The organism is Sphingosinicella sp., from assembly GCF_041916975.1.
GTDB lineage: Bacteria > Pseudomonadota > Alphaproteobacteria > Sphingomonadales > Sphingomonadaceae > Sphingosinicella.
The window spans coordinates 42,915-68,566 of the sequence record NZ_JAYRYK010000001.1 but is presented as its reverse complement, the minus strand read 5'-3'; the positions used below and the strand labels follow the sequence as shown (position 1 = coordinate 68,566).

Genomic DNA, 25,652 nt, shown 5'->3' with positions numbered 1-25,652 from the left:
GGCCGCCTAGTTCGCGAAGGCCGCGATGCCGGTGATCGCGCGGCCGATGATGAGCGCGTGGACATCGTGCGTGCCCTCGTAGGTGTTCACCACCTCGAGGTTCACGAGATGCCGCGCCACGCCGAACTCGTCGGAAATGCCGTTGCCGCCGAGCATGTCGCGCGCGGTGCGGGCGATTTCGAGCGCCTTGCCGCAGCTGTTGCGCTTCAGGATCGAGGTCAGCTCGACAGGCGGATGCCCCTCGTCCTTCATGCGACCAAGCCGCAGGCAGCCCTGGTAGCCGAGCGAAATGTCGGTCACCATGTCGGCGAGTTTCTTCTGGATGAGCTGGTTCGCGGCAAGCGGACGCCCGAACTGCTTGCGATCGAGCACATACTGGCGCGCCGTCTTGTAGCACGACTCCGCCGCACCGAGCGCACCCCACGCGATGCCGAACCGCGCGGAGTTGAGGCACGTGAACGGCCCCTTCAGGCCGCGCACCTCGGGGAACATCGCCTCTTCGGGCACGAACACGTCGTCCATCAGAATCTGGCCGGTGATCGAAGCGCGCAGGCCCACCTTGCCGTGGATCGCGGGCGCGGAGAGCCCATCCATGCCCTTTTCGAGCACGAAACCGCGGATCGCACCGTCATCGGTCTTCGCCCACACGACGAACACATCGGCGATCGGCGCGTTGGTGATCCACGTTTTGGCGCCCGAAAGGCGGTAGCCGCCCGGCACGCTCTTCGCGCGCGTCGCCATCGATCCGGGGTCGGAGCCGTGATCCGGCTCGGTGAGCCCGAAGCAGCCGATCCACTCGCCGCGCGCCAGCTTCGGCAGGTACTTCTGCTTCTGCGCTTCCGAACCGAACGTCTCGATCGGCACCATCACGAGCGAGGACTGCACGCTCATCATCGAACGATAGCCGCTGTCCACCGCCTCGACCTCGCGCGCGATCAGCCCGTAAGCGACGTAACCGAAGCCCGCGCCGCCGTATTCGGGCGAGATCGTCGCGCCGAGCAGGCCAAGCTCACCCATCTCGCGAAAGATCGCGGGGTCGGTCTTCTCGTGCCGGAAGGCCTCGACGACGCGCGGCGCCAGCCGGTCCTCGGCATAGCGGCGCGCGGTTGCGGAGATCATCTGCTCTTCTTCGGTGAGCTGCTGCTCAAGGCCGAACGGGTCGAAGGGGTCAAAAATTGCCAAGGTCGTGCTCCTAGAGTTCGGTGCGTACTTTCCAGAGTTCGGGGAACAATTCCACCTCCAGCATCTTGCGCAGGTAGGCGACCCCGGAGGTGCCGCCAGTGCCGCGCTTGAGGCCGATGACGCGTTCCACGGTCGTCACGTGGTTGAAGCGCCAGCGCCGGAAATAGTCCTCGAAATCCACGAGCTTTTCAGCAAGCTCATAAAGTGCCCAGTATTTCTCGGGCGAACGATATACGGTTTTCCAGGCCTCAACGACGTCCTGGCTTTCCGTGCGCGGCGTCGCCCATTCCGTGCGCTCCGCGTCGGCCTTGCCGATCGGGATGCCGCTGCGCTGGAGAAGCAGCAGCGCTTCATCGTAAAGGCTCGGCTTGGAGAGAATGTCCTCAAGCTGCGCCATGATCTCGGGCCGGTGGGCGTGCGGTTTCAGCATCGCGGCATTGCGGTTCCCTGCGAGAAACTCGATGGCGCGATACTGGTAGGACTGGAAACCGGAGGACTGGCCGAGTGAATCCCGAAACTCGGTGTATTCGCTCGGGGTCATCGTCCGCAGCACATCCCATGCGCTGTTCAGCTGCTCGAAGATACGCGCCACGCGCGTCAGCATCTTGAAGGCGTTCGAAACGCGCCCCTCACGCACGGCCTCCATCGCGGCGCGCACCTCGTGGATCGCAAGCTTCATCCAAAGCTCCGACGTCTGGTGCTGGATGATGAACAGCATCTCGTCGTGCGCGGTCGAAAGCGGCTTCTGCGCGTTCAGAATCGGATCGAGCGACAGATAGTCGCTGTAGGACATACGTTCCCGGAACGACATCTGCGCGCCGTCTTGGGCCGGGTCATAGGGTTGCTGGGTGCTCAAGTGACAAGTCCTCTTCTGTGATATTCGGGTTTGTCCCAGCTCCTTTTGCTCAGCACGTCCTCCATGATGGAGACTGCGCCGAGCACCTCCTCCTCGCCGATATAAAGCGGCGTGAAACCGAACCGCAGCGCGTCGGGCGCGCGGAAATCGCCGATCAGCCCGCGTGCGATGAGCGCCTGCATGACCGCGTAGCCCTGCGGGTGACGGAACGACACCTGGCTGCCGCGCACCGCGCTGTCGCGCGGCGAAGCGAGCACAAGGTCAGGACAGCGCGCCTCGACCTCGCGAATGAACAGTTCCGAGAGTTCGATCGACTTGCGGCGCACGTCTGCCATGTCGACGCCTTCCCAAGCATCGAGCGCGGCATCGAGCACGGCCAGCGCGATGATCGGCGGCGTACCGACCCGCATCCGCTCGATACCGTTGCCGGCGCGATAGTCCTGATCGAACGCGAACGGCGCCTCGTGGCCCATCCAGCCGGAAAGCGCCGGGCGCGCCGCATCCGCGTGTTCTGCCGCCACATAGATGAAAGCAGGCGCACCGGGTCCGCCGTTCAGATACTTGTAGGTGCAGCCCACAGCGAAGTCGGCGCCCGCGCCTTCCAGATCGACCGGAATCGCGCCCGCCGAGTGCGCGAGGTCCCAGATTACCAGAGCGCCAACGGCGTGCGCCTTGGCGATCAGCTTCGCCATGTCGTGTTTCCGGCCCGTGCGATAGTCGACCTCGGTGATCATCAGCGCGGCGACGCTTTCGTCGATCGCGGCTTCCACGGCTTCAGGGTCCACAACCTTCAGTTCATGCCCCCGCCCCAGCAACGCGATGAGACCCTGCGCCATGTAAAGGTCGGTCGGGAAATTGCCGTTATCCGACACGATCACGCGCCGGTCGGGGCGCATTTCGAGCGCGGAGGCGAGCGCCTGATAGACCTTGATCGAAAGCGTATCGCCCATCACGACGCTGCCTTCGGGCGCGCCGATCAACCGCGCGATGCGGTCGCCCACTTTGCGCGGCTGCACCATCCATCCGGCGGTGTTCCAGCCCTTGATAAGCTCGCCGCCCCATTCCTCCTCGATCACCTTTGCCGCGCGCGCCTTCGCAGCGATCGGCAGCGGCCCCAGCGAATTGCCATCGAGGTAAAGGATGCCTTCGGGAATGTGGAACTTCGCGCGCGTTGCGCTGAAATCGGTCATTGGAACCTCTAAGCCTTCAGCCGGAACCGTTGGATCTTGCCGCTCTCGGTCTTGGGAAGCGCGGCCGTGAACCGCACCGAGCGCGGGTATTTGTAGGGAGCGATCGTCGCCTTCACGTGGTCCTGCAGGGTCTTCACGATGCCGTCGTCTGCCGCGATGCCCTCCGCCAGCACGACATGCGCCTCAACGATCTGCCCGCGCGCCTCATCAGCGATGCCGATCACCGCGCATTCGAGCACGTGCGGATGCTTGAGCAGCGCGGCTTCCACCTCCGGCCCGGCGATATTGTATCCCGCCGAGATGATCATGTCGTCGGAACGTGCCGCGAAGTGGAAGCGTCCTTCCGCGTCCTGCGTGAAGGAATCACCGGTCAGGTTCCAGCCCTTCTTCACGTACTTTTCCTGGCGCGTGTCGGCGAGATAGCGGCATCCAACCGGCCCACGCACCGCCAGCCGCCCCACCTCGCCGCGCGGCAGCTCGTTCATGTCCTCGTCGACGATCTTCGCTTCATAGCCGGTGAGCGGCCGCCCCGTGCAGGCCGGGTGCATGTCGTCGAGGCGATTCGAGATGAAGATATGGAGCAGTTCGGTCGCGCCGATGCCGTCGAGGATCGGCTTTCCGGTCTTGCGCACCCAGTCTTCGAACACCGGCGCGGGCAACGTCTCGCCCGCAGACACGGCAATGCGCAGCGAGGAGAGATCGGCACCCTCATCGAACGCCGCCAGCATCATGCGATAGGCGGTCGGCGCGGTGAAGCTGATCGTCGCCCTGTAGGTCTCGATGATCTCGATCATGCTTTGCGGAGAGGCATGTTCGAGCAGCGTCGCCGCAGCGCCGAAGCGCAGCGGGAAGATTGCGAGCCCGCCGAGCCCGAAGGTGAAAGCGAGTGGCGGCGAACCCACGAAAATGTCGTCCGGGCGCACGCCGAGCACTTCCTTCGCATAGGCATCCGCGATGATGAGCAGATCGCGGTGGAAGTGCATCGTCGCCTTGGGCTCGCCCGTGGTGCCCGAGGTGAAGCCGAGCAGCGCCACATCGTCGCGGCCTGTCTGCACCGCCTCGAATTTCACGGACTTGCCGAGCGCCACGCGATCAAGTTCCGCGTCATGGTTGGCGGTGCCGTCGAAGCCGACGACCGCCTTCAGGAAACGGCTGTCCTTTGCGCACAGCACCATTTCGTCCATCAGCCGCGTGTCGCAGAGCGCGAGGCTGATCTCGGCCTTGTCGACGATCTTCGAAAGCTCGCCCGCGCGCAGCATCGGCATGGTGTTGACGACGACCGCGCCGGCTTTGGTGGCGGCAAGCCAGCACGCGACCATCGCGGGGTTGTTCGCGGAACGGATCAGAACGCGGTGGCCCGGCTTGATGCCGTAGTCTTCGACAAGCGCGTGCGCGATGCGGTTCGACCAGTCGGTCAGTTCCTTGTAAGTGCGCCGCCGCCCGTTACCGATGAGCGCCGTGTGATCGCCGAAGCCCTTCTCCACCATCGCGTCGGTGAGTTCGACACCGGCGTTCAGATAATCGGGGTATTCAAAGCCATCGAGCAGCAGGTCCGGCCATTCTTCGAACGGCGGCAGATTGTCCCGCGTAAACGTATCGACATGCGCCGACGGCCCCAAAATCATGCTCCCGCTCCCATCACCTGACGCGCAATCACCACCTTCTGTACGTCCGATGCGCCCTCGTAGATGCGAAGCGCCCGGATCTCCCGGTACAGGCTTTCGACGATGTGGCCGTGGCGCACACCGTCCCCACCATGAAGCTGTACCGCTTTATCGATCACGGATTGCGCGCGGTCGGTGGCGTAAAGCTTCGCCATCGCCGCCTCGCGCGTCACGCGCGGCGCGCCCATGTCCTTGGTCCATGCCGCGCGATAGACGAGGAGCGCCGCCGCATCCACGTCGAGCGCCATATCCGCGATGTGGCCCTGCACCATCTGCAGGTCGAACAGCGGCGCGCCGAACAGCGTGCGTTCGCTCGTCCGCTTGATGCTCTCTTCCAGCGCCCGACGCGCGAAGCCGAGCGCCGCCGCGCCCACCGTCGAGCGGAACACGTCGAGCACCGACATGGCGATACGGAAACCGTCTCCCGGTTTCCCGACCATTGCCGAAGCGGGCACGCGCACGTCATTGAACCGCAGCCGTGCAAGCGGGTGCGGCGCGATCACATCGATACGCTCGGCGATCTCGAGCCCCGGCGTATCCGCCGCCACGACGAACGCCGAGATGCCCTTGGCACCCGGCGCCTCGCCCGTCCGCGCGAACACCGTGTAGACATCGGCGATGCCGCCGTTCGAAATCCACGTCTTCTCGCCGGAAAGCACATAGTCGTCGCCATCGCGCCGCGCGGCCATATCCATATTGGCAACGTCAGAGCCCGAGCGCGGTTCGGAAAGCGCGAACGCGGAAATCGCCTTGCCCGCACGCGTCTTCCTCAGCCATTCGCGGTGCCCGGCGTCACCAAACAGGCTGATCGTCCCGGTGCCGAGTCCCTGCATCGCAAAGGCGAAGTCGGCCAGCCCATCATGCCGCGCCAGCGTCTCGCGCGTGATGCACAGCGTCCGCACATCGAGCGGCGCAGGCGTATCGCTATCCACCGCCGTCGCCAGCAGCCACCCCCCCGCACCCAGCATATCCACAAGCCGCCGGCACGCAGCGTCTGTGTCGTCGTGGTCGACCGGAAGATTCTCCCGGCACCACCCCTCCAGCCGTTCGGCATAGTCACGATGGCGGTCTTCGAAGAACGGCCAGTCCAGAAAGCTACGGTCCGCCATCAGTCGCCCTCGAACACGGGAGTCTGCTTCGCCACGAACGCGTTGTAAGCCCGCTCGAAATCCCGCGTCTGCATACAGATCGCCTGCGCCTGCGCCTCAGCCTCGATCGCCTGATCAAGGCTCATCGACCATTCCTGATTAAGCTGCGTCTTGGTGATGCCATGCGCAAACGTCGGCCCCGCCACGATCCGCCGCGCGAGCGCCATCGCCTCGTCTTCCAGCGCCTCAGCGGAAACCAGCCGGTTATAATAGCCCCAGCGCTCGCCTTCCTCAGCACTCATCGCGCGCCCAGTGTAAAGCAGCTCCGCCGCCCGGCCCTGCCCGATGATGCGCGGCAACATCGCGCACGCCCCCATGTCGCAGCCTGCAAGTCCGACGCGCGTGAACAGGAACGCCGTCTTCGCCGCCGGCGTCGCGATCCGCATGTCCGACGCCATGGTGATGATCGCACCCGCACCGACCGCCACACCGTCCACCGCCGAGATGATCGGCTTGCCGCAGTGGAGCATGGCTTTCACGAGATCGCCCGTCATGCGCGTGAAGGCGAGCAAGCCCTTCATGTCCATCGCGACCAGCGGCCCGATGATGTCGTGCACGTCGCCGCCCGAACAGAAGTTGCCGCCGTTCGGCAAGAACACCACCGCATCCACATCATCTGCATAAACAAGCGCGCGGAACGTATCGCGCATCTCGGCGTAAGATTCGAATGTCAGGGGATTCTTGCGTTCGGGGCGGTCGAGCCGGACGCGCGCGATGCGGTCCTCAACCTCCCACAGGAAATGCTGGGGCTTAAGCCCTGCCATCTGCGTCAATGTCCGCCCTCCCACTTGCTCTGGAATGTTCTGAGTGTGCCGGCGAGGTGCGCGGCTTCTTGCGGGTCGACGTCGGCGAGCATCGCGTCGATCCAGCGGCCGTGCGCTGCCGCCATCGCTTTGAACTGCGAGGTGCCCGCCTCCGTCAGCCGGACGATGAAGGCGCGGCGGTCACCATCGCGGGCGGTTCGGGCGACCAATCCATCCGATACCAGGCGGTCGACGATGCCGGTGACGTTGCCGTTGGAGACCAATAGGAAACGCGACAGTTCGCTCATCATCATGCCGTCGGGCGCGCGGTCGAGTGCCGCCATGACGTCAAAGCGGGGCAGCGTCGTGTCGAACTCGGCCTTCAGCCGTTCGCGCAGCTCCGCCTCGATGAGGCGGGTCGCGCGGAGCAGGCGCAGCCACAGGCGGACGCGTTCCTTGCCGTCGCCGGCTGTGAGCGGCGCGCTCACCATGTCTCGCCGCCTGACACGGAGATGGCCTGCCCGGTGATCGACGCCGCACCGTCGCTCGCGAGCCAGAGGACGGTGGCGGCGATCTCGTCCGGCGTGATGAAACGGCCCTGCGGGTTCGTCGCGGCGAGGCTGGCGCGCGCGTCCTCGCGGCTGCGGCCTGTGGTGGCCATGATGCGTTCGATCGACTCTTCTAGGAGGTCGGTCTCGGTGAAGCCGGGGCACACGGCATTGACCGTGACGCCCGACTTCGCGGTCTCCGCGGCGAGCGCGCGCATCAGGCCGACAACGCCGTGCTTTGCCGCCACATAGGGGGCGACATAGGCGTAGCCCTTGAGACCCGCTGTCGAGGCGATGAAAATGATGCGCCCGGCGCGGCGCTTCACCATTGGCCCGATAGCGGGCTGGACGGTGAGGAAGGCGCCGGTGAGGTTCACGGCGAGCGCCGCCTGCCAAGCCGCCTGCGTCACCTTGTGCGCGGGCGCGCTTTCCGCCGCGCCCGCGTTCGCCACAACGATATCGAACGGTCCGTGCGTTTCGTGGAGCGCGCGCATCGCGGCTTCGTCGGTCACGTCCGCCTGCGCGGCAGCAATGCGGTCACTTTCCGCCGCGACCGCTTCCAGCGGTGCGAGACGACGGCCGCAGATGGTGACGCGGACGCCTGCCCCTGCAAGCGCAAGCGCGATGGCCCGGCCCGCGCCGGTGCCACCGCCTGTGACGAGTGCGCTCTGCCCTGCGATCATACCTTGCCCGTCATCTGCTCAGGCCCGCGCTCGGCGAGGCGGAACGCCTGATCGCGCCCGGCAAGATAGGGTTTCGGCCATTCCGTCTGCTTGTCGCCGAGCGTCGCGGCGGCGTGCAGCGTCCAATAGGGATCGGCGAGATGCGGTCGCGCAAGGCAGACGAGATCAGCGCGGCCCGCCATCAGGATCGAGTTGGCGTGGTCGGGCTCGTAGATGTTGCCGACGGTCATCGTCGCCATGCCGGTCTCGTTCCGGATGCGATCGGAGAACGGTGTCTGGAACATGCGGCCGTAGACAGGTTTTGCGCGCACCGAGGTTTGCCCGGCGGAAACGTCGCAGATGTCGACGCCCGCATCCTTCAGGATTTCAGCGATCTGCACGGCTTCCTCGGGCGTCACGCCCTCGTCGCCGACCCAGTCGTTCGCTGAGATACGCACCGAAATCGGCTTTTCATCCGGCCACACGGCGCGCACCGCGCGGAAGACTTCGAGCGGATAGCGCATCCGGTTTTCAAGACTGCCGCCATATTCGTCATTGCGGGTGTTGGTCAGCGGGCTGATGAACGACGAGAGCAGATAGCCGTGCGCGGCGTGGATCTCGACCATGTCGAAGCCCGCGCGGTTCGCCATTTCAGCCGCCGCGACGAACTGATCACGCACCCGGTCCATGTCCGCGCGGTCCATCGCTTTCGGCACTGCGTTCTTCTCGGACCACGGCACGGCGGAGGCTGCAAGCAACGGCCAGTTGCCCGCAGGCAGCGGCGCGTCCATTTCTTCCCAGCCGATTTGCGTCGAGCCCTTCGAACCGGAATGGCCGAGCTGCGCGCAGATCTTCGCGGATGTTTCAGCGTGAACGAAATCGACGAGCCGCTTCCAAGCCACCTCGTGTTCCGGCGCATAAAGGCCGGGGCAGCCGGGCGTGATGCGCCCTTCCGGGCTCACGCAGGTCATTTCCACGAACACGAGGCCCGCGCCACCCTTTGCGCGCTCGGCATAGTGCACGAAGTGCCAGTCGGTCGGGCAGCCGTCCACTGCCTTGTACTGCGCCATCGGCGAAACGACGATGCGGTTCTCCAGCGTCATGCCGCGCAGGCTCAAAGGCGCGAACATCGGCGCACGGCGTACGTTGCCGGCGCCCGCCTGCTGCTGGAACCAGGTTTCCGCGCTATCGAGCCACGCGCGATCACGGAGGCGGAGATTTTCGTGCGAGATGCGCTGTGAGCGCGTTAGCAGCGAATAGTTGAACTGCACGGGATCGAGATCGAGGTAGCGCTCCACCTCCTCGAACCATTCCATCGAGTTGCGCGCCGCCGATTGCAGACGCAGCACTTCGACGCGGCGCGCGTCTTCATACTTCTGGAACGCCGCTGCCAGCGTCGGTTCGCTGTGGATATAGTCGGCAAGGGCCACGGCGCTTTCCATCGCGAGCTTGCTGCCCGAACCGATCGAGAAATGCGCCGTCGCCGCCGCGTCGCCGAGCAGCGCGACGTTCTTGTAGGACCAGCGTTCGCACAGCACGCGCGGGAAGTTGATCCATGCCGATCCGCGCACATGCGCTGCATTCGACATCAGCGGATGCCCACCGAGGTGCTTGGCGAAGATGCGCTCGCACGTCGCGATCGACTCTTCTTTCGTCATGTCGCCGAAGCCGAAGGCCGCCCACGTGTCTTCGGTGCACTCGACGATGAACGTCGCCGTATCCGCATCGAACTGGTAGGCGTGCGCCCAGACCCAGCCGTGCTCGGTCTTTTCGAAGATGAAGGTGAAAGCGTCGTCGAACTTCTGGTGCGTACCGAGCCAGACGAACTTGCATTTGCGCACATCGATGTTCGGCTGGAAATGGTCCGCGAACTCGGTGCGCGTGCGGGAGTTGAGCCCGTCGGCAGCAACGACGAGGTCGTACTTGTCCATGTAGGCCTGCGTCGGCTCGGCCTCGGTTTCGAAGCGGATTTCGACGCCAAGCTCCAGCGCACGCGCCTGGAGCAGCAACAGGAGCTGCTTGCGCCCGATCCCGCAGAAGCCGTGGCCCGTAGAAAGCGTGCGCACGCCCTTGTGAACGACGGCAATGTCGTCCCAATAGGCGAAATGTTCGCGGATCGCGGCGGCACTGACGGGGTCGTTGGCGGCGAGGTTATCGAGCGTCTCATCCGAAAGCACGACGCCCCAACCGAAGGTATCGTCCGGGCGGTTGCGTTCGATCACCGTGATGCGATGCCCGGGATCGCGCAGCTTCATGCTGATCGCGAAATAAAGCCCCGCAGGCCCGCCGCCGAGTACCGCCACATCCATCGGATGATCTCCCTTGCCGATGAGTCGGAGGCTCGCATGTCGATTTAATTATTTCAAGCCTAAAGTTTCAGGGTTGAAATAATTTCGGGGTCGCGCATTTTGGATGAAGCTGAACAGGAGCGCACATGATCACCGACTGGGACGACGCTTACGCAAATTCTGCGCACATCGCGGGCGGCGACCGCTGGCCGGATGCGTGGGTTGAGCCTGCCCGGCGCTGGCGTGAAGCGTGCGGCCCGCGCGCGGTGCTCGACATCCCTTACGGCGACGCCCCCCGCAACCGCTACGACCTGTTCCTGCCCGAAGGCACGCCCCGCGGCCTCGTTGTCTTCATCCATGGCGGCTATTGGCTCGCGCTCGACAAGAGCTACTGGTCGCACCTGTCGCGGGGACCGCTCGCGCGCGGCTTCGCTGTCGCGATGCCGTCCTACACGCTCTGCCCGGAGAGCCGCATCGGCGGCATCACGCGCGAAGTCGGCGCCGCGATCACTGCCGCTGCTGCACGTATCGACGGCCCGATCTTCATCACCGGACACTCGGCGGGCGGGCACCTCGCAGCGCGTATGGTCGCCGCATCCTCGCCATTACCATCGAAGGTCGCGGCCCGCGTCGCGCATACCGTGCCGATTTCCGCGCTTGCGGACCTGCGCCCGCTGATACGCACGGAGATGAACGATACGCTCCGCATCGACGATGGAGAAGCGGCGGCCGAAAGCCCGGCTCTCCTCGCTCCACTCTCCGGCGCGCGCGTCACCTGCTGGGTGGGTGCGGACGAACGACCCGAATTCCGCCGCCAGTCGGCACTTCTCGCCAACATCTGGACAGGTCTTGGCGCTACAACAGCGCTTGTCGAGGAACCGGGGCGTCATCACTTCAACGTCATCGACGGGCTTGAAGACCCCGATCACCCGCTGACGCGCACGCTGCTCGGCGAATAGCTCAGTCGGCCTTCATCCAGCGACCGTACCAGTCGATGTTGGCGCGGATACGGTGCGCGAGGTAGCTCGGCACGGTGAGACCGTGGTTTTCGCCGGGGTAGACGATGAGCTTCGTCGGGATACCGCGCGTCTTCAGCGTGAGGTACATCTGTTCGGCGCCCGGGCACGGCACATTATCGTCCGCGTCCGCGCACTGGAACAAGGTCGCTGCGGTGATGCGTTCGGGCTGGAAGAACGGATAGGCGAGCTTCTTCCACGTATCGAAGTTCTCCCACGGCGTGCCGAGTTCGAGCATGTATTCGCGCTGATACATGTCGACGCCCCACGTCGCGAAGATATTGGAGACGCCTGCGCCCGCCACCGCCGCCTTGATGCGCTTGTCGTAGGCGATCATGTAGCCGGTGAGGATACCGCCGTAGCTCCAGCCGCCCGCGCCGATACGGTTCGGGTCCGCAATGCCGGTTTCGATCGCATTGGTGATGCCCGCGCTGATGTCCTGCGCGTCGACATTCCCCCAATCGGCATAGATCGCACGTGAGAAATCGAAGCCGCGCCCCGATGAGCCGCGCGGATTGATCTTCAGCACGACATAGCCCGCCGCGGCGAGCGCGCGTGCATCGAGATCGAACTCGTGGCTATGCTGGTAGACAGGCCCGCCGTGGAGGTCTGCAATCAGCGGGTAGCGCTTCGCCGGGTCATAATCCGGCGGCAGCACATAGAAGCCGTGGATTTCAACGTCGCCGCTCTTGAAACTGACGTCGCGCGTTTCGCCGAGCGCGCGGTCCTTCAGCCAGGGATTGTGATCGGTGAGCAGGCGGGTGCCGCCCTTGTCGAGCGCGAAAAGCTCGGCGGGTTTTTCGTTGGTCGTCTCCAGAATAGCAATGCGCCCGTCGTTCGCGACCGCATAGTCGTAGGCAAAGCGCGTGCCTTTCGTGAGGTAGCTGATCTTGCCGCTCTTCGCGTCCACACGGGCGAGCCACGTGTCGCGATCACCCTCGATCTGCGTCAGGATCGAGCCATCCGGGGCGAAGCGCGGGTAGTAGAACCAGAGGTCGAGCTTCGCGGGCCGCGTCACCGCGCCCGTTGCCACGTCAGCGACGGCAAGATGCGGCGTGCCGTAGTAGAGCCACTTGTCCTCCATGCCTTCGAGCCAGACGATCCGCTTCGAATCCGGGGACCATGAAACGCCCGCGACCCAATCCGGATCGTCGTCCGCATTCGCGGTCGGGCTGAGCTTGCGCGGTTCGCCGCCGGATGGTGCCAGCACGTAGATTTCGGTGTTCAGCGTCTTGTCGTCGGCGTGATCTTTGGCGGTGTAGGCGATGAGCTTGCCGTCGGGCGACCACGCAGGGCGCCAGTGATCGCGCGCGCCGCTCGTGAACTGCCGTGCCATGCCCGTTTCGAGGTCGACGATGAAGAGCTGCTGCGTGCGGTCGTCGAGATAGCCGCGACCGTCCTGCTTGAAATAGAAGCGCTCGGTTTCGACGGGAGGCGGGTTCTTCGCCTTGCTGCCAACCGCCTTGCCGACTTCTGCAACCACGACGGCGTATTTGCCATCGGGAGACAGATCGTAGTCGCTGATCCCGCCGGGGAGGCTCGTGATTCGTTTGTTTGCGCCGCCTGCCGCGGACATCCGCCAGAGCTGGGCGCTGTCGTCTTCCTCGTCCTCGCCGTCCGCCTTTTCGCCCGCATCGCTGAGGAACACGATCGTCTTGCCGTCCGGCGTATATCGGGGGCTGTATTCGCTTGTCTCGGGCGTGCGGGTGAGCGGCGCGGGCGTGCCGCCCTTCCACGGCACGGTCCACAGGTCACTCGTTTTCTCATCCCGCGTCTGATCGGGGGTCGAGACCGTGTAGACGAGCGTGCCGCCATCGGGCGAGAACGCCGGCTCGCCCACATCCGTGAGCCGGTAATAATCCTCCGGCACCACCGCAGACGGCGCGGCGGCGGCAAGGCTGGACGATGCCAGCAGCATGAAACCGCCCAAAATCCGGTACATAAGCCCTGCCCCCTTGTACTGCCCTGCGCTCAGAACGAAACGGTCGCCCCCATGTAGAAATAGCGGCCCATCGCGGAGACCGGATAGGAGCTGAAATTGAACGCCGGCTTCTCGTCGAACAGATTATTGACGCCACCGTAGATGCTGAATCGCTCGCCGATATCGTAGCTCAGCTGAACCTCGTGCTCCCACTTCTGCTTTGCCCAGAAGTATTTGGGATCGGCATAGTCGGGATCGCCCGCCAGATCCTCGGTCGTGAAGCGGCGGGTCTTGTCGAACCACGAGATGCCGTACGCGATCGTCATCGGCCCCTTGTTCCACGTGAGGTCGAGCGTCGCCGAGTAGCGCGGCGCATAGGCGAGCGCTTCATCGCGGTCGGAATCGATCTCGGCGCCCGGCGTCGCCACGAAATCCAGACGGTCCAGATAATTGCCGGTGAGCGCGACGTTGAACGTGCCCGCCGTATCCGTGCGGATCCGGTAGGCGAGCGTCACGTCGAGCCCGGCGGTGCGGAACTGCGCGACGTTGTCCGGCCGAGAAGTGAAGCCGGTGATGAAGCCCGTGTCGGGATCGCGCGTGATCGCAGAACAGAACGGATTGTCGAGCGTCGGCTGATCGACACACAGCTCCGCGAGTTCCTCAGCCTGCGGCGTGTTGATCGCGTTCCTGATCTTGATGTCATACCAGTCCGCCGAGAAGGTGAAGCCCGGGAGGAAACGCGGGCGCAGCACGACGCCCGCCGTCCACGTCTTCGCAGTTTCTTCCTGAAGGTCCGGATTACCGCCGCTCAGACCCTCGGTGAAAAGCGACGAGCTGGGGTCGCTCGACGGGCTGAACGTCGTCGGGTCGATACCGAGTCCGCCGATCAAGTCCGCGCAATTCGCCTCGCGTGTCGAGGTGCCGTTGTTCAGCTCCTGCGTGTCGCATGGGTCGACGATAAAGTTGAACGACGAGCTTTCCGGCGCGAACAGTTCGGCAATGTTCGGCGCGCGCACCGCCTGCGAATAGGTTGCGCGGAACGAAACGTCGGAGATCGGAGCGTAGACGCCGTCCACCTTCCACGTCGTCGTCGACCCGATCGTGCTGTAATCGGATAGCCGGATGGCGCCGCCGACCGACAGCAGATGTGCGCCAGGCACGTCCTTCAACAGCGGCAGATTGATCTCGGCGAACACTTCCTTCACGTCGAAGCTGCCGCTCGATGGCTGGATCGCGCCGTACCACGTCAAACCGTCGCGGATCACCGGGTCCGGATCGAACGTGCTCTTCTCCTTGCGGTATTCGGCGCCGACGGCGAAGCCGACCGGACCGCCGGGAAGATTGAAGAATGCGCCCGTGTCGCCCGAAATCGAGCCCGAGACGACGTGCTGGGTTACCTTCGCACGGCTAAGGCTATCGGTCGTCACGAAGCCAATCGCGGCCGGATCGCGCACATTCTCGCCGAAGATGTTGTACGGTACGCAGTTTGGGAACGGATTGTCGGGATCAAGCATCGTCCGGCAGATCGGCGCGCCAGTATCGGGATCGGCGACAACGTCTATCGCCGCCTGCCATTCGGCTTCCAGCCGGTTGCCCTGGCTGAACGTGCGCGTCTTCGTCTGGCCATAGACGTACGACACCTCGTATTTCAGGTGCTCGCTGAAATTTCCGCTGGCGCCAATCACGCCGCGCAGTGTTTGGCGGACGTTTTCCTCGAAATTGACACCCAGATCGAAATTGTCGCGCGTGACCCACACCCCGTCCGGCATTTCCGGATCCTCGTAGGCGGCTGCTGCGGCGCCGGGCACGATCGCGTCCCGGATCGAATCCGGCATGAACGGGTTTTCAGCGGTCTGGAACAGATAGAAATCGTAAGTCGGCTGCTGCTGCGTCCATGCCTTGGTGCGGACGTACTTGCCTTCCGCGAAGAGGGTGAAGGCGTCGCTGAATTCATAGCGGCCGAGGACGTTGAAGAGGTGCCGTTCCAAGCCCGGGAAGAGATCGCCCTGGTAGCCGTCGATGGGCGTGCTCGATCCGCCCTGCGCGTAGCCGCCGGATTCCTCCAGAACGAGGCCGCGATCGTAGATGTCGCCATCACCCTCGAAGTCGGATGCATAGTCGAAATCGACATCGACTGCGCCCATACGCGCGCTGTCCGCATAGCGGACGTCGTTATAGGGGATGTAGTCCGGAATATTGGGGTCATCCGGAATATCGCCCTGATTCCGGTACAGCCACTTGGCGCGCGGATTGCGTAGCCGCGAGCGCTGCAACTCGTTCAGCCTGTCTTCCTTGTTGTACTCATAGGCGGCGGCAATATTGCCCCGGCCTTCGGAAAAGTTGGTGCCTGCGGTGATCGCGCCATAGCGGTTGCCGCCGTCGCCGCGCTGCGAAATGCCGATCTGGCCGCGCGCGGTGATGCCTTCGAAATCATGCTTCAGCCGAAAATTGACGACGCCCGAAACACCGTCCGCACCGTAGATTGCCGAAGCGCCGCCGGTCAGCACGTCGACGGCTTCGATGAGGTCCGTGGGGATCGCATTGATATCCACCGCCGCCGAGCCCGCGAGCGCGGAGACGTGACGGCGCCCGTCCACCAGCACCAGCGTGCGGTCAGTGCCAAGGTTCCTGAGATCGAGGAGGTTGAGGCCCGCCTCGCCGAACTCCGACTCGGAGCCGCCGGTGAGGCTGCCGGTCTGAGAACCGACGAGCGCGGGGCTCTGCGTCAGGAAATCCGCGATGTTGGTCTTGCCGGACTGCGCGATGGCGTCGGCGGAAAGCGTTGTGACGGGGTTCGCGAAGTCGAGCTCGGGGCGGCTGATGCGCGTGCCCGTGATGATGATGGTTTCGGCGACCTGCTCTTCGGCGGTGTCTGCCTGCTCGCCCGCTTGCTGCGCGAAAGCCTGTGCCGTCCATGCTGCCGTCGCCATCAAAACGGCGAAGCCCGTGATCGTCTTCATAGCTGCTGCTCCCACCCTTTGCCGGTTTCCGGCGTTCTTTACGAACTTCCCGGAGCGGAGGATGTCGCAGCCTCAGATGTTAGTCAATTGTCCAATCGGCGAACGGAAGGCGCCGCTCCCGGGCGGGATCGGGGGCGGCGCGACCGAACTTCGGACGGAGTGTTCAGAATGAACCGAGCGGATTGCGCGCGCGGTTCCAGCCGAGTGCCGCGAGACGTTCCGAGCGTTCGAAACGGCGGCGCTCTATGATGCCGTTCAGCTTCATCGCAAGGCCGATGGCGATGAAGGCCCATACCGCCTGCGAATAGTTTTGCAGCGCGAAGCTGGCGGTGCCGACAACGGCGCAGATGATGATGATCATAGGGAAGACGCGGGCGTAGACCGCGTCAGCGAGTTCAACCTTGTCCATGGCCCCTAGACTCCCGAGCATTTTCTTGACCCGGTGCCCATTAGCGACCCGAATAGCTAACGAGGTCTTGCCGAAGGCGGTTAACGCCAAAACTTTGATGGTTAACCTTACGGACCTGTTATCACCTCTACTGCGTACCCGCGATCAGGCTTGCGGTGCTGCCGCCGCCTTCCTTCGCGGAGGCGTGGACCTGCAGGCTGCGCCCGCTCGCCTCGTCCTGCGCGGCGACCATGCGCATCTCGGGCGTCGTCATTTCACCGGCGACCTTGAGGCCGGACTTCTCGGCCGCCGCCTTGTACCAGGCGATCACCTTCTCCGGCGCGTCGCCGGTTTCGAAGTTGACCATGCCGCCCTTGCCCGTGCTGGAATCCCCGCCCGCGCCGCCGACGACCTTCGCGCCCGGATAGAGCGGCGCGAAATCGGGGAGGAAGTTCGCGGCACCCTCTCCGCTCATGAACTTGCCCGTCTGACCATCGGGTCCGGTGACGGTGACGGTTGAATTCTCGCCGTCCTGACGCACGCTGTACTGCGCCTCACCCTCCCCGGTCTCGACACTGCCGCTCGCGACCTCCTTGCCCTCGCCCTTCGAGGCCTCGCTGGCATCGTTGCCGCCGCACGCCGTGAGCGCCAGCAGTGCTACACCCGCCACAAATCCTTGTTTCATCATGAAAAGGCCTCCTGTCCGGCCATCACACTAACAAAAGCGGATACCGGACAGGAAGCCTTGTTATTCCGTCAGCTCAGCGGCACTTGACGCCGTCGTCGAGGCTCTTGCCGACAAGACCGCCGGCAACCGCGCCGAGCACGGCGCCAACGGTCTTGGAGCCGCCCGGCGCGATCTCGTGACCGAGCACACCGCCCGCCACGCCGCCGATGATGAGGCCGGTCGTGCCGTCCTTGCGCTTGCAGTAATAGCGCCCGTCGCGACCGCGATAGATCTGCTCGTCGCGGCCGAGGCGCCGCTCGCGATAATTGCCCTTGCGGTAGTGATCATCCGCATACCAGCGATCCCGATCCTTGGCGCGCTTGCCGTGCGCGGGCGCCCACTCCGGCGGATCGGCGAACGCCGGAGCCGAGGCGACACCGGCAAGCGGGATCAGCGAAGCCGCAACCGCGGCGAATACGACCTTTTTCATAAACCTCTCCAAAACCAGTCACATGAAGCGTTCGCTTCGGTCGCCAAACGCAAGACTGCGCAAACGGCTCCCACGAAAATCGCTTCCCCGCCAACGTTGCCGTGGAACGCTGACTCGTGCCTGAACAGCCGTGGCGGCGTGCACGTGGGCGCGCTAAGACGTGTCTCCATGCAGACGATCGTCCTCCTCACCCTCTCGAACATCCTGATGACCTTCGCGTGGTACTGGCACCTGAAGGCCGGCGCGGCAGGCGCGAAGCCCATGTTCGTGATCATCCTCATCAGCTGGGGCATCGCCTTCTTCGAATATGCGCTCGCAGTCCCCGCGAACCGCATCGGCGCCGCCGCCGGCTGGACGCCGGGGCAGCTCAAGATCGCGCAGGAGGCGATCGCGCTCACCATCTTCGGCGTGTTCATGGTCACCTATCTCGGCGAACCGCTGCACTGGCGCCACTTTGCCGCCTTTGGCTGTATCATGGCGGCGGTCGGCTTCCTGTTTGTGGGCCGCTAAAGAATGGAAACCGCGCTCGCGGCGCTCGTTTCGCTCGACGGCACGCTCGCCGTGCGGGTGACGCCGAAAGCGCGCGGGGGCGAACGCATCCTTGTGGAAGACACGCCCGAAGGCCCGCGCGCCCGCGTATGGGTCTCCGCGCCGCCCGAAGACGGCAAGGCGAACGCCGCCGTCTGCCGACTCGTCGCGAAGGCGCTCGGCCTTCCCAAATCCGCCGTCAGCGTCGCGCGCGGTGACACCTCTCGCGAGAAGCTGCTGCGCATCGCACGCTAAACGGCCGTTTTCTTTTGAAAGAAAGACCGGCCACGCAAAGCGAGTTTGACTCAGATCAAAGTCCGAACGCGGCACTGCCTTACCTACAGAGGAGAGGTTTCGCCGGCGACTACCGTCCCACCACCCTCCGCAAGGGGCCGGCGAACCCTCCCCGCAGTAAACACCTCCTCCTCGGGGGATAGCGCGCTCCTGCTGTCCCCCACATTTCTTTCCTGTCCTTTTGAAGACGTTGCGCCGCCGCGCGCAGCCCACCACGATCGGCCGCAGACCGGGACGGGTGCAGACGGGGAAGGACCAATCATGACCGCCGATTTCATACGCAAGAGCGCGGGCACACTGATGCTGCTGACCGGCATCGGACACGTCGCGCTGCTTGGCGTGCGGCCGATGAGCCCGGAACTCGCAATCACCGCCGCATTCGGCGTGGGCTACTTCCTGATCGGTATCTTCCTGTGGCGCAGTGGCGGGCGCGGAGCGCTCTGGGCCGGGCTTATCCTCCCCGCGATCGGCGCAGCGCTCTCCTTCGCCGCGAACCCGCCCGGCAAAGGCGGCTGGACGCCGATCGGCACGGCGTTCGTCGCCATCGACATCGTGGTGGTGCTGGCGTGCCTGTGGCTGCTGATGCGGCGCCCGGGCTGAACGGAGTGAGACCGGGGTGAGACTGGAGGCGATTGGCGCGCTTTCGGAGACGCCCCGGGAAGATCGCTCGCTTCTGTTTCCGGCAAAGCCGCACGTTTTTCCGCGCGAGCGAGACGGACAAGTAGAGGAAGTGGAGGCCACGCGCGAAATTCCTGTTTTCATCGGCACAGCGGGTTGGGCGGCGCGCGCAATACAGGAACGCTGGCACAGGAAATCCTATTAGGACAGGGTGCGTGCGTCAGTGCAGCGACGTCAGCGATTGTCAACCTTTATAGAAAATCCTATAAATATTGACATGGCGCAGATGAACGTCTCGATCCCCGACGCCCTCAAGAGCTGGGCGGAACACCGCGTGGCCGAAGGCCGCTACAGCAGCACCAGCGACTATGTGCGCGACCTGATCCGGCGGGATCAGGAACGGGCGGATGCTGTTGCGGAATTGCAGGCGGCGGTCGATGCTGGCCGCTCATCGGGCCGATCGGACAAGACGATAAGCGACGTTATCGTCGAGGCCATTAATAAGTACCCATAATTTATACGATCTTATTTGTGTGAATTATGCGGCTTCGTTTGCAGCATTTTTTTCGGGCTCGCGCGCCGCTTCCATTTCCAATATTTTTCGTGCGGATTTTAAAAGAAAATCCCGATCCGGAGGGATTTCATCCGAGATTTTGTTTATCGCTGCGATCGTATGATGGAATATAGATGAAGCCTCATCCTTGTTCAAAACTCTGTCGGGATGAATTATAGAATTTCTATATATATCCTTTATCTGTCTCAAAAGCGTAACTGCCTCAAGAGAAGGAGAAACGCCTTCTCCGGAGTTCAATCTTCTTTCGAGTGCGCCAACATAGTGGCCCCAATTGTTCATTTTTTCAATTTCACCTTCTTGAAAGAAGATGCGAAGGTATTTCTTTATAACTCGTTCGACCGCTCTCATGGCATGAAATCCAGACGCAGTCGGCAAATTAAACGCCAAACATTTCCCTGAATCATCAATTTCATTCAAAATATCAGGATCCAGCCGTGAAATTGCAAAAGCACCCAACGCCTTGTGAGCTGAATTTATCAACAGGCCAACGTCAAATATTCCGGAACTTGTCACACAAAATGCTGAAGAAACCCGAAGTTCAGCCAAAATAATAGCGCGGACCTCTTCAATTTTCTTTAATATTGACCTGACCCCGTATTCATCTCTTTTTTCACTATCGACATTTGTCCAATTTCCATCTTGATCCCGGAAATTTCGCTTCTGAAAGTTGGAAATTTGCAGCCGAAGCTCTTCAATACTATGCGAGGCAGCAGAAAGCTTAATATGGCCTTCTATGTCTATTTCCCTGATGGCCTTATCTAATGAATAAAAAAGAAAAAGAGCATCTAAAAGCTGTTCGTTAGGATCCACTCGCCCAGCCCGATCAAAAGCTGCTCCCAATTCTATAAAATAAGGAAGATTAATGAGCTTCACTGCTAACTACTCTGCCACCCCGAGCAGTCCCTGCGCGTCGCCCGCCTCGTTGGCGGCGGTGGTGATTTTCGCGGATTTGCGCTTGTCGAAGGCGTCCCACACGTCGTTCCAGCTGCCCTTGGTGGCGGCTTTTGAATATTCGGTGGCGCGGGTTTCGAAGAAGTTGGCGTGCTCCACGCCGTTCAGCAGCGGCGCGAGCCACGGCAGCGGGTGTTCGCTGATCTTGTAGATCGGCTTCAGCCCGAGCTGGCTGAGCCGCCAATCGGCGATGAAGCGGATGTAGTTCTTGATGTCGTCGGGCGTCATGCCGGGCACCGGGCCCATCTCGAACGCCAGATCGACGAACGCGTCCTCCAGATCGACCGTGTGATAGCAGGTGTCGCGGATTTCCTTGCGCATCGCGGGCGTCAGGCAGTCCCGCTCCTGGCAGAAGGTGTGGAACAGCTTGATGATGCCTTCGCAGTGGAGGCTCTCGTCGCGCACCGACCAGCTGACGATCTGGCCCATACCCTTCATCTTGTTGTGGCGCGGGAAGTTCATCAGCATCGCAAAGCTGGCGAAGAGCTGAAGCCCTTCGGTGAAGCCGCCGAACATGGCGAGCGTCTTCGCGATATCCTCGTCCGTATCTACGCCGAAGGTCGCGAGGTAATCGTGCTTGTCCTTCATTTCCTTGTATTGAAGGAACATGCCGTACTCGCTTTCGGGCATGCCGATCGTGTCGAGCAGGTGGCTGTAGGCGGCGATGTGCACCGTCTCCATGTTGCTGAACGCGGTCAGCATCATCTTGATCTCGGTGGGCTTGAAGACGCGGCCGTATTTCTCGTGGTAGCAATCCTGCACCTCGACGTCCGCCTGCGTGAAGAAGCGGAAGATCTGCGTGAGCAGGTTGCGCTCGTGATCCGAGAGCTTCTGCGCCCAGTCCCGGCAATCCTCGCCCAAAGGCACTTCCTCGGGCAGCCAATGGAGCTGCTGCTGGAGCTTCCAATAGTCGTATGCCCACGGATATTCGAAGGGCTTGTACTGCTTGGAGGCTTGCAGAAGAGGCATCGCCGTTACTTTCCCACTGCGGGCCAGGCTTCAAGGCCGCCCGAATTTACACTGTTTCCCGCGATCAGGGTATCGCCCTGACCGAAACCCTTACTGGCAGGCCAGACACTCGTCGTAGTCCTTCACATCAACCTCGATCTGCTTGAGGTTGATGGTATTGTCCGCCTCCACGCCGCCCGCGAAACCCGCGCGCTGGATGGACTTGGAGCGGCAATAGTAGAGCGACTTGATGCCCAGCTCCCACGCCCGGTAGTGCATCATCAGAAGATCCCACTTCTCGATGTCCGCCGGCAGGAACAGATTGAGGCTCTGCGCCTGATCGATATAGGGCGTGCGGTCGCCGGCGAGTTCGAGCAGCCAGCGCTGATCGATCTCGAACGCCGTGCGGAACGTCGCCTTTTCCTCGGGCGTGAGGAAATCGAGGTGCTGGACGGAACCGCCGCGCTCCAGGATCGAGCTCCAGATCTTGTCGCTGTTCTTCGCCTTCTCCTCCAGCACCTTTTCCAGGTGCGGGTTGCGGACGGTGAAGCTGCCCGACAGCGTCTTGTGCGTGTAGATGTTCGCCGGGATCGGTTCGATGCAGGCCGACGTGCCGCCGCAGATGATGCTGATCGACGCGGTCGGCGCGATCGCCATCTTGCACGAGAAACGCTCCATCACGCCCATGTCCTCGGCATCCGGGCAGGCGCCGCGTTCGGTCGCGAGCAGCATCGAAGCTTCATCCACATGTGCGCGGATGTGGCGGAAAATCTTGAGGTTCCACGATTTCGCCATCGCGCCTTCGAACGGAATGCCGCGCGCCTGCAGGAAGCTGTGGAAGCCCATGACGCCAAGACCCACGGAGCGCTCGCGCGCGGCGGCATATTTCGCGCGCTCCATCTCGCTCGGCGCCCGCTCGATATAGTCGCTGAGCACGTTGTCGAGGAAGCGCATCACGTCCTCGATGAACTGCTTGTCCTTCGACCACTCATCCCACGTATCGAGGTTGAGGCTGGAGAGGCAGCACACCGCCGTGCGGTCCTTGCCGTGCTGGTCGACGCCGGTCGGCAGCGTGATTTCCGAGCACAGGTTCGACGTGGTGACCTTGAGGCCGACGTCGCGCTGGTGCTTCGGCATCGTGTTGTTCACGTGATCGATGAAGATGATGTACGGCTCGCCCGTCGCCAGCCGGGTCTCGACCAGCTTCTGGAACAGCGCGCGCGCATCCACCTGACCCCGCTTCGAACCGTCCTTCGGGCTGACGAGATCGAAGGGAAGACCATCTCGCACGGCCTCCATGAAGGCGTCGGTGACGAGGACGCCGTGATGGAGGTTCAAGGCCTTGCGGTTGAAATCACCGGAAGGCTTGCGGATTTCGAGGAACTCTTCGATTTCCGGGTGCGAGATGTCGAGGTAGCAAGCTGCGGATCCCCGCCTCAGCGATCCCTGGCTTATCGCCAGTGTCAGTGAATCCATGACGCGCACGAACGGGACGATGCCCGACGTCTTGCCGTTCAGGCCCACGGGCTCCCCGATGCCGCGCACATGGCCCCAATAGGTGCCGATGCCGCCGCCCTTGGAGGCGAGCCAGACGTTCTCGTTCCACGTGCCGACGATGCCTTCAAGGCTGTCCGACACGCTGTTCAAATAGCAGGAGATGGGAAGGCCGCGCCCGGTGCCACCGTTCGAGAGCACTGGCGTCGCGGGCATGAACCACAGGCGCGAGATATAGTCGTAGAGGCGCTGCGCGTGGGCATCGTCGTCCGCATAGGCCGCGGCGACGCGAGCGAACAGGTCCTGCGGCTTCTCGCCCGGCAGCAGGTAGCGATCCTCGAGCGTCTCCCGACCGAAATCGGTGAGGAGCGCGTCGCGGCCATGGTCGATCTCGACGGCGTGCGAACTGGCGCCGCGCGGGCGCACCGCCGCAACGTCGAGGTCGCCGTCAAGAGTTGCCGTATCCACGCCACTGAAATCCATCTGAGCCGACTCCCCTATGTTCCTGCTTCGTTCCAAATTCGTCAAGGGGTACTGCGAATATGGGGTAGCGGGTGTTTCCCGCAACGGATACGGGCGATGTCGCGCCGTCCCCGATATCCTCGTAATCCACAGGCCCCGGCGATCTCTCGCCGGACCAAGGGGGCAAAACCGGCCCTGCCCCGGGAAAGCTTCGTTTCCCGTGTGACACAAGCTGTTGTGGTGACCCCCCGGTCCCAGAACCAGACTTTGTGGTGAACCCGCGCCTAACGCAAGGGGGTTTTTACACAATTTAAGTTTTTGTGACGAGATCAGGCACTTAGCTGAATCGCTTGAAGAATCCGTGCAAGACACTGGTGGACGAAGGCCTCCGCGATGGCTAATCACCGCCCCCAAATCGGTCTTTTCGAGAGGGCTTTTGCATGGCGGTGATCCGCGAAGAAGACGTCATTGAGTCGGTCGCCGACGCGCTTCAATACATCAGCTACTATCACCCCATGGACTACATCCGCGCGCTCGGGCGCGCGTATGAACTCGAGCAGGGACCGGCCGCAAAGGACGCAATTGCGCAGATTCTGACGAACAGCCGCATGTGCGCGGAGGGGCACCGCCCGATCTGCCAGGACACCGGCATCGTCACCGCCTTCGTGAAAATCGGTATGAACGTTCAGTGGCAAGCCACGAAAACTGTTCAGGAAATGGTCGATGAAGGCGTGCGCCGCGCCTACCTCCACCCGGAGAACCGCCTGCGCGCCTCGATTGTTGCGGACCCGGCATTTTCGCGCAAGAACACGAAGGACAACACACCCGCCGTGGTGCACGTCGAAATGGTGCCCGGCGACACGGTGGAGATCACCGTCGCGGCGAAGGGCGGCGGCAGCGAGAACAAGTCCAAGTTCAAGATGCTGAACCCCAGCGATTCCATCGTCGACTGGGTGCTGGAGATGGTGCCGCAGATGGGCGCCGGCTGGTGCCCGCCCGGAATGCTCGGCATCGGCATCGGCGGCACGGCGGAAAAGGCCATGCTGCTCGCCAAGGAATCGCTGATGGAAGCGATCGACATGGCGGAACTGAAGGCGCGCGGACCGCAGAACGAACTCGAAGAATTGCGCATCGAGATTCACGACAAGGTGAACGCGCTCGGCATCGGCGCGCAGGGCCTCGGCGGGCTCGCGACCGTGCTTGACGTCAAGATCTACGATTGCCCGACGCACGCGGCCTCGAAGCCGATCGCGATGATCCCGAACTGCGCCGCGACGCGCCACGCGCACTTCGTGCTGGACGGCGCCGGCCCGGCCTATCTCGAAGCGCCGGACCTCGCCGACTGGCCGAAGGTGGAGTGGACGCCTTCCAAGGAAGCGATCCGCGTCGATCTCGACGCGCTGACGCCGGAAGTCGTGCAGAGCTGGAAGCAGGGCGACCGGCTGCTGCTGAGTGGCAAGATGCTCACCGGGCGCGATGCCGCGCACAAGCGCATCCAGGACATGCTGGCCAAGGGCGAGCCCCTGCCTGTCGAGTTCAAGGGGCGCGTGATCTATTATGTTGGGCCGGTCGACCCCGTGGGCGAGGAAGTCGTCGGCCCGGCAGGACCGACCACGGCCACGCGCATGGACAAGTTCACGCGCATGATGCTGGAACAGGGCCTCATCGCCATGGTCGGCAAGGCCGAACGCGGCCCGATGGCGGTGGACGCGATCCGCGACCACAAGAGCGCTTACCTGATGGCGGTAGGCGGCGCGGCCTACCTCGTCGCGCGCGCCATCAAGGGCAGCAAGGTCGTCGGCTTCGAAGACCTCGGCATGGAAGCAATCTACGAGTTCGAGGTGAAGGACTTCCCTGTCACCGTCGCCGTCGACAGCGAGGGCAAGAACGTCCACCACCTCGCCCCGCTCGTCTGGCGCGAGAAGATCGCGAAAGAGCGCCTGCTGGAGCCCGTCGAGTAGCGTGCGCTGAACCGCGCGTATGCCGGGACGGGCCGCCGGGCGTTCGCCGGAACCGACTGCGCCCCGGAACCGTTCCCGATCCGTGCAGAAAGCAGGAAT

General features: G+C 63.3%; 23 protein-coding genes. 6 read left to right on the top strand and 17 right to left on the bottom strand.

The window, feature by feature from the left end; translation table 11 throughout:
* Positions 1-6: 6 nt before the first annotated feature.
* Genes ACE3TJ_RS00350 through ACE3TJ_RS00310 form a run of 9 tightly spaced genes read right to left on the bottom strand, consistent with a single transcriptional unit; the run spans position 7 to position 10,302 of the window.
* Entirely contained in the window at positions 7-1,182 is a 1,176-nt protein-coding gene (locus tag ACE3TJ_RS00350) for an acyl-CoA dehydrogenase (protein ID WP_374592734.1), read from the bottom strand.
* A 10-nt stretch (positions 1,183-1,192) separates the two neighbouring features.
* Positions 1,193-2,038, bottom strand: coding sequence for a tryptophan 2,3-dioxygenase (kynA, locus tag ACE3TJ_RS00345; RefSeq protein ID WP_243445408.1), 846 nt, complete (start codon positions 2,036-2,038; stop codon positions 1,193-1,195).
* Positions 2,035-3,228 (bottom strand): kynureninase, encoded by a 1,194-nt coding sequence (gene kynU / locus ACE3TJ_RS00340; RefSeq protein ID WP_374592731.1) that lies wholly within the window; start codon positions 3,226-3,228, stop codon positions 2,035-2,037. Before kynU ends, kynA begins: the two co-directional genes overlap by 4 nt.
* Positions 3,229-3,236: 8 nt before the next feature.
* Positions 3,237-4,853 (bottom strand): AMP-binding protein, encoded by a 1,617-nt coding sequence (locus ACE3TJ_RS00335; RefSeq protein ID WP_374592729.1) that lies wholly within the window; start codon positions 4,851-4,853, stop codon positions 3,237-3,239.
* A complete protein-coding gene (locus ACE3TJ_RS00330; protein ID WP_374592727.1) occupies positions 4,850-6,001 on the bottom strand; it encodes an acyl-CoA dehydrogenase family protein in 1,152 nt (383 codons plus the stop codon). The genes ACE3TJ_RS00335 and ACE3TJ_RS00330 overlap by 4 nt, the downstream gene beginning before the upstream one ends.
* Positions 6,001-6,804 carry an enoyl-CoA hydratase family protein gene (locus ACE3TJ_RS00325; RefSeq protein WP_374599244.1) on the bottom strand — a complete coding sequence of 268 codons (804 nt, stop codon included), beginning with the start codon at positions 6,802-6,804 and terminating at the stop codon, positions 6,001-6,003. The genes ACE3TJ_RS00330 and ACE3TJ_RS00325 overlap by 1 nt, the downstream gene beginning before the upstream one ends.
* A 5-nt stretch (positions 6,805-6,809) precedes the next feature.
* Positions 6,810-7,274 carry a MarR family winged helix-turn-helix transcriptional regulator gene (locus tag ACE3TJ_RS00320; RefSeq protein ID WP_374592725.1) on the bottom strand — a complete coding sequence of 155 codons (465 nt, stop codon included), beginning with the start codon at positions 7,272-7,274 and terminating at the stop codon, positions 6,810-6,812.
* Positions 7,268-8,014, bottom strand: a complete 747-nt coding sequence (locus tag ACE3TJ_RS00315; RefSeq protein WP_374592723.1) for an SDR family oxidoreductase — start codon at positions 8,012-8,014, stop codon at positions 7,268-7,270. Before ACE3TJ_RS00315 ends, ACE3TJ_RS00320 begins: the two co-directional genes overlap by 7 nt.
* Positions 8,011-10,302 carry a bifunctional salicylyl-CoA 5-hydroxylase/oxidoreductase gene (locus ACE3TJ_RS00310; RefSeq protein ID WP_374592721.1) on the bottom strand — a complete coding sequence of 764 codons (2,292 nt, stop codon included), beginning with the start codon at positions 10,300-10,302 and terminating at the stop codon, positions 8,011-8,013. Before ACE3TJ_RS00310 ends, ACE3TJ_RS00315 begins: the two co-directional genes overlap by 4 nt.
* 125 nt (positions 10,303-10,427) lie before the next feature.
* Between ACE3TJ_RS00310 and ACE3TJ_RS00305 the strand changes: the two genes are divergently transcribed.
* A complete protein-coding gene (locus tag ACE3TJ_RS00305) occupies positions 10,428-11,240 on the top strand; it encodes an alpha/beta hydrolase (protein WP_374592719.1) in 813 nt (270 codons plus the stop codon).
* Position 11,241: 1 nt separating this feature from the next.
* Here ACE3TJ_RS00305 and ACE3TJ_RS00300 read toward each other — a convergent pair whose 3' ends face one another.
* The 5 genes from ACE3TJ_RS00300 to ACE3TJ_RS00280 form a co-directional block, all read right to left on the bottom strand.
* Positions 11,242-13,239, bottom strand: coding sequence for a prolyl oligopeptidase family serine peptidase (locus ACE3TJ_RS00300; protein WP_374592717.1), 1,998 nt, complete (start codon positions 13,237-13,239; stop codon positions 11,242-11,244).
* Between the two features lie 29 nt (positions 13,240-13,268).
* Entirely contained in the window at positions 13,269-16,178 is a 2,910-nt protein-coding gene (locus ACE3TJ_RS00295; RefSeq protein WP_374592715.1) for a TonB-dependent receptor plug domain-containing protein, read from the bottom strand.
* Between the two features lie 163 nt (positions 16,179-16,341).
* The gene (locus tag ACE3TJ_RS00290; protein WP_374592713.1) at positions 16,342-16,587 is read right to left on the bottom strand and encodes a hypothetical protein; all 246 of its coding nucleotides are present in this window, start codon (positions 16,585-16,587) and stop codon (positions 16,342-16,344) included.
* A gap of 127 nt (positions 16,588-16,714) precedes the next feature.
* Positions 16,715-17,254 carry a hypothetical protein gene (locus tag ACE3TJ_RS00285; RefSeq protein ID WP_374592711.1) on the bottom strand — a complete coding sequence of 180 codons (540 nt, stop codon included), beginning with the start codon at positions 17,252-17,254 and terminating at the stop codon, positions 16,715-16,717.
* A gap of 73 nt (positions 17,255-17,327) precedes the next feature.
* A complete protein-coding gene (locus ACE3TJ_RS00280; RefSeq protein WP_374592709.1) occupies positions 17,328-17,723 on the bottom strand; it encodes a glycine zipper 2TM domain-containing protein in 396 nt (131 codons plus the stop codon).
* Positions 17,724-17,891: 168 nt separating this feature from the next.
* On the opposite strand from ACE3TJ_RS00280, the gene ACE3TJ_RS00275 reads away from it, so the two are divergent.
* The 4 genes from ACE3TJ_RS00275 (at position 17,892) to ACE3TJ_RS00260 (ending at position 19,677) form a co-directional block, all read left to right on the top strand.
* Entirely contained in the window at positions 17,892-18,233 is a 342-nt protein-coding gene (locus tag ACE3TJ_RS00275) for a DMT family protein (RefSeq protein WP_339704028.1), read from the top strand.
* A 3-nt stretch (positions 18,234-18,236) separates the two neighbouring features.
* On the top strand, positions 18,237-18,506 hold the full coding sequence (locus ACE3TJ_RS00270; protein ID WP_374592707.1) for a DUF167 domain-containing protein: 270 nt from the start codon (positions 18,237-18,239) through the stop codon (positions 18,504-18,506).
* Positions 18,507-18,806: 300 nt separating this feature from the next.
* Complete coding sequence (locus tag ACE3TJ_RS00265; RefSeq protein WP_374592705.1) at positions 18,807-19,145, top strand: hypothetical protein; 339 nt, start codon at positions 18,807-18,809, stop codon at positions 19,143-19,145.
* A gap of 295 nt (positions 19,146-19,440) precedes the next feature.
* A complete protein-coding gene (locus ACE3TJ_RS00260) occupies positions 19,441-19,677 on the top strand; it encodes a type II toxin-antitoxin system ParD family antitoxin (protein ID WP_374592702.1) in 237 nt (78 codons plus the stop codon).
* Positions 19,678-19,701: 24 nt separating this feature from the next.
* On the opposite strand, the gene ACE3TJ_RS00255 is transcribed toward ACE3TJ_RS00260, so the two are convergent.
* The 3 genes from ACE3TJ_RS00255 to ACE3TJ_RS00245 form a co-directional block, all read right to left on the bottom strand.
* Positions 19,702-20,610: a hypothetical protein gene (locus tag ACE3TJ_RS00255; protein ID WP_374592700.1), complete on the bottom strand. Its 909-nt coding sequence runs from the start codon at positions 20,608-20,610 to the stop codon at positions 19,702-19,704.
* Positions 20,611-20,616: 6 nt separating this feature from the next.
* On the bottom strand, positions 20,617-21,657 hold the full coding sequence (locus ACE3TJ_RS00250) for a ribonucleotide-diphosphate reductase subunit beta (RefSeq protein ID WP_374592698.1): 1,041 nt from the start codon (positions 21,655-21,657) through the stop codon (positions 20,617-20,619).
* Positions 21,658-21,747: 90 nt separating this feature from the next.
* The gene (locus ACE3TJ_RS00245; protein WP_374592696.1) at positions 21,748-23,613 is read right to left on the bottom strand and encodes a ribonucleoside-diphosphate reductase subunit alpha; all 1,866 of its coding nucleotides are present in this window, start codon (positions 23,611-23,613) and stop codon (positions 21,748-21,750) included.
* A gap of 419 nt (positions 23,614-24,032) precedes the next feature.
* Here ACE3TJ_RS00245 and ACE3TJ_RS00240 point away from each other — a divergent pair, with 419 nt between their 5' ends.
* Positions 24,033-25,553 (top strand): fumarate hydratase, encoded by a 1,521-nt coding sequence (locus tag ACE3TJ_RS00240; RefSeq protein WP_374592694.1) that lies wholly within the window; start codon positions 24,033-24,035, stop codon positions 25,551-25,553.
* Positions 25,554-25,652 lie beyond the last annotated feature (99 nt).

Excerpts from the sequence above, each read along its gene's own strand:
- kynU (WP_374592731.1), bottom strand. The coding sequence starts at position 3,228 with ATGACCGATTTCAGCGCAACGCGCGCGAAGTTCCACATTCCCGAAGGC.
- ACE3TJ_RS00335 (WP_374592729.1), bottom strand. The coding sequence starts at position 4,853 with ATGATTTTGGGGCCGTCGGCGCATGTCGATACGTTTACGCGGGACAAT.
- ACE3TJ_RS00330 (WP_374592727.1), bottom strand. The coding sequence starts at position 6,001 with ATGGCGGACCGTAGCTTTCTGGACTGGCCGTTCTTCGAAGACCGCCAT.
- ACE3TJ_RS00325 (WP_374599244.1), bottom strand. The coding sequence starts at position 6,804 with ATGGCAGGGCTTAAGCCCCAGCATTTCCTGTGGGAGGTTGAGGACCGC.
- ACE3TJ_RS00320 (WP_374592725.1), bottom strand. The coding sequence starts at position 7,274 with ATGGTGAGCGCGCCGCTCACAGCCGGCGACGGCAAGGAACGCGTCCGC.
- ACE3TJ_RS00315 (WP_374592723.1), bottom strand. The coding sequence starts at position 8,014 with ATGATCGCAGGGCAGAGCGCACTCGTCACAGGCGGTGGCACCGGCGCG.
- ACE3TJ_RS00310 (WP_374592721.1), bottom strand. The coding sequence starts at position 10,302 with ATGGATGTGGCGGTACTCGGCGGCGGGCCTGCGGGGCTTTATTTCGCG.
- ACE3TJ_RS00305 (WP_374592719.1), top strand. The coding sequence starts at position 10,428 with ATGATCACCGACTGGGACGACGCTTACGCAAATTCTGCGCACATCGCG.
- ACE3TJ_RS00300 (WP_374592717.1), bottom strand. The coding sequence starts at position 13,239 with ATGTACCGGATTTTGGGCGGTTTCATGCTGCTGGCATCGTCCAGCCTT.
- ACE3TJ_RS00295 (WP_374592715.1), bottom strand. The coding sequence starts at position 16,178 with ATGAAGACGATCACGGGCTTCGCCGTTTTGATGGCGACGGCAGCATGG.
- ACE3TJ_RS00290 (WP_374592713.1), bottom strand. The coding sequence starts at position 16,587 with ATGGACAAGGTTGAACTCGCTGACGCGGTCTACGCCCGCGTCTTCCCT.
- ACE3TJ_RS00285 (WP_374592711.1), bottom strand. The coding sequence starts at position 17,254 with ATGATGAAACAAGGATTTGTGGCGGGTGTAGCACTGCTGGCGCTCACG.
- ACE3TJ_RS00280 (WP_374592709.1), bottom strand. The coding sequence starts at position 17,723 with ATGAAAAAGGTCGTATTCGCCGCGGTTGCGGCTTCGCTGATCCCGCTT.
- ACE3TJ_RS00275 (WP_339704028.1), top strand. The coding sequence starts at position 17,892 with ATGCAGACGATCGTCCTCCTCACCCTCTCGAACATCCTGATGACCTTC.
- ACE3TJ_RS00270 (WP_374592707.1), top strand. The coding sequence starts at position 18,237 with ATGGAAACCGCGCTCGCGGCGCTCGTTTCGCTCGACGGCACGCTCGCC.
- ACE3TJ_RS00265 (WP_374592705.1), top strand. The coding sequence starts at position 18,807 with ATGACCGCCGATTTCATACGCAAGAGCGCGGGCACACTGATGCTGCTG.
- ACE3TJ_RS00260 (WP_374592702.1), top strand. The coding sequence starts at position 19,441 with ATGGCGCAGATGAACGTCTCGATCCCCGACGCCCTCAAGAGCTGGGCG.
- ACE3TJ_RS00250 (WP_374592698.1), bottom strand. The coding sequence starts at position 21,657 with ATGCCTCTTCTGCAAGCCTCCAAGCAGTACAAGCCCTTCGAATATCCG.
- ACE3TJ_RS00245 (WP_374592696.1), bottom strand. The coding sequence starts at position 23,613 with ATGGATTTCAGTGGCGTGGATACGGCAACTCTTGACGGCGACCTCGAC.
- ACE3TJ_RS00240 (WP_374592694.1), top strand. The coding sequence starts at position 24,033 with ATGGCGGTGATCCGCGAAGAAGACGTCATTGAGTCGGTCGCCGACGCG.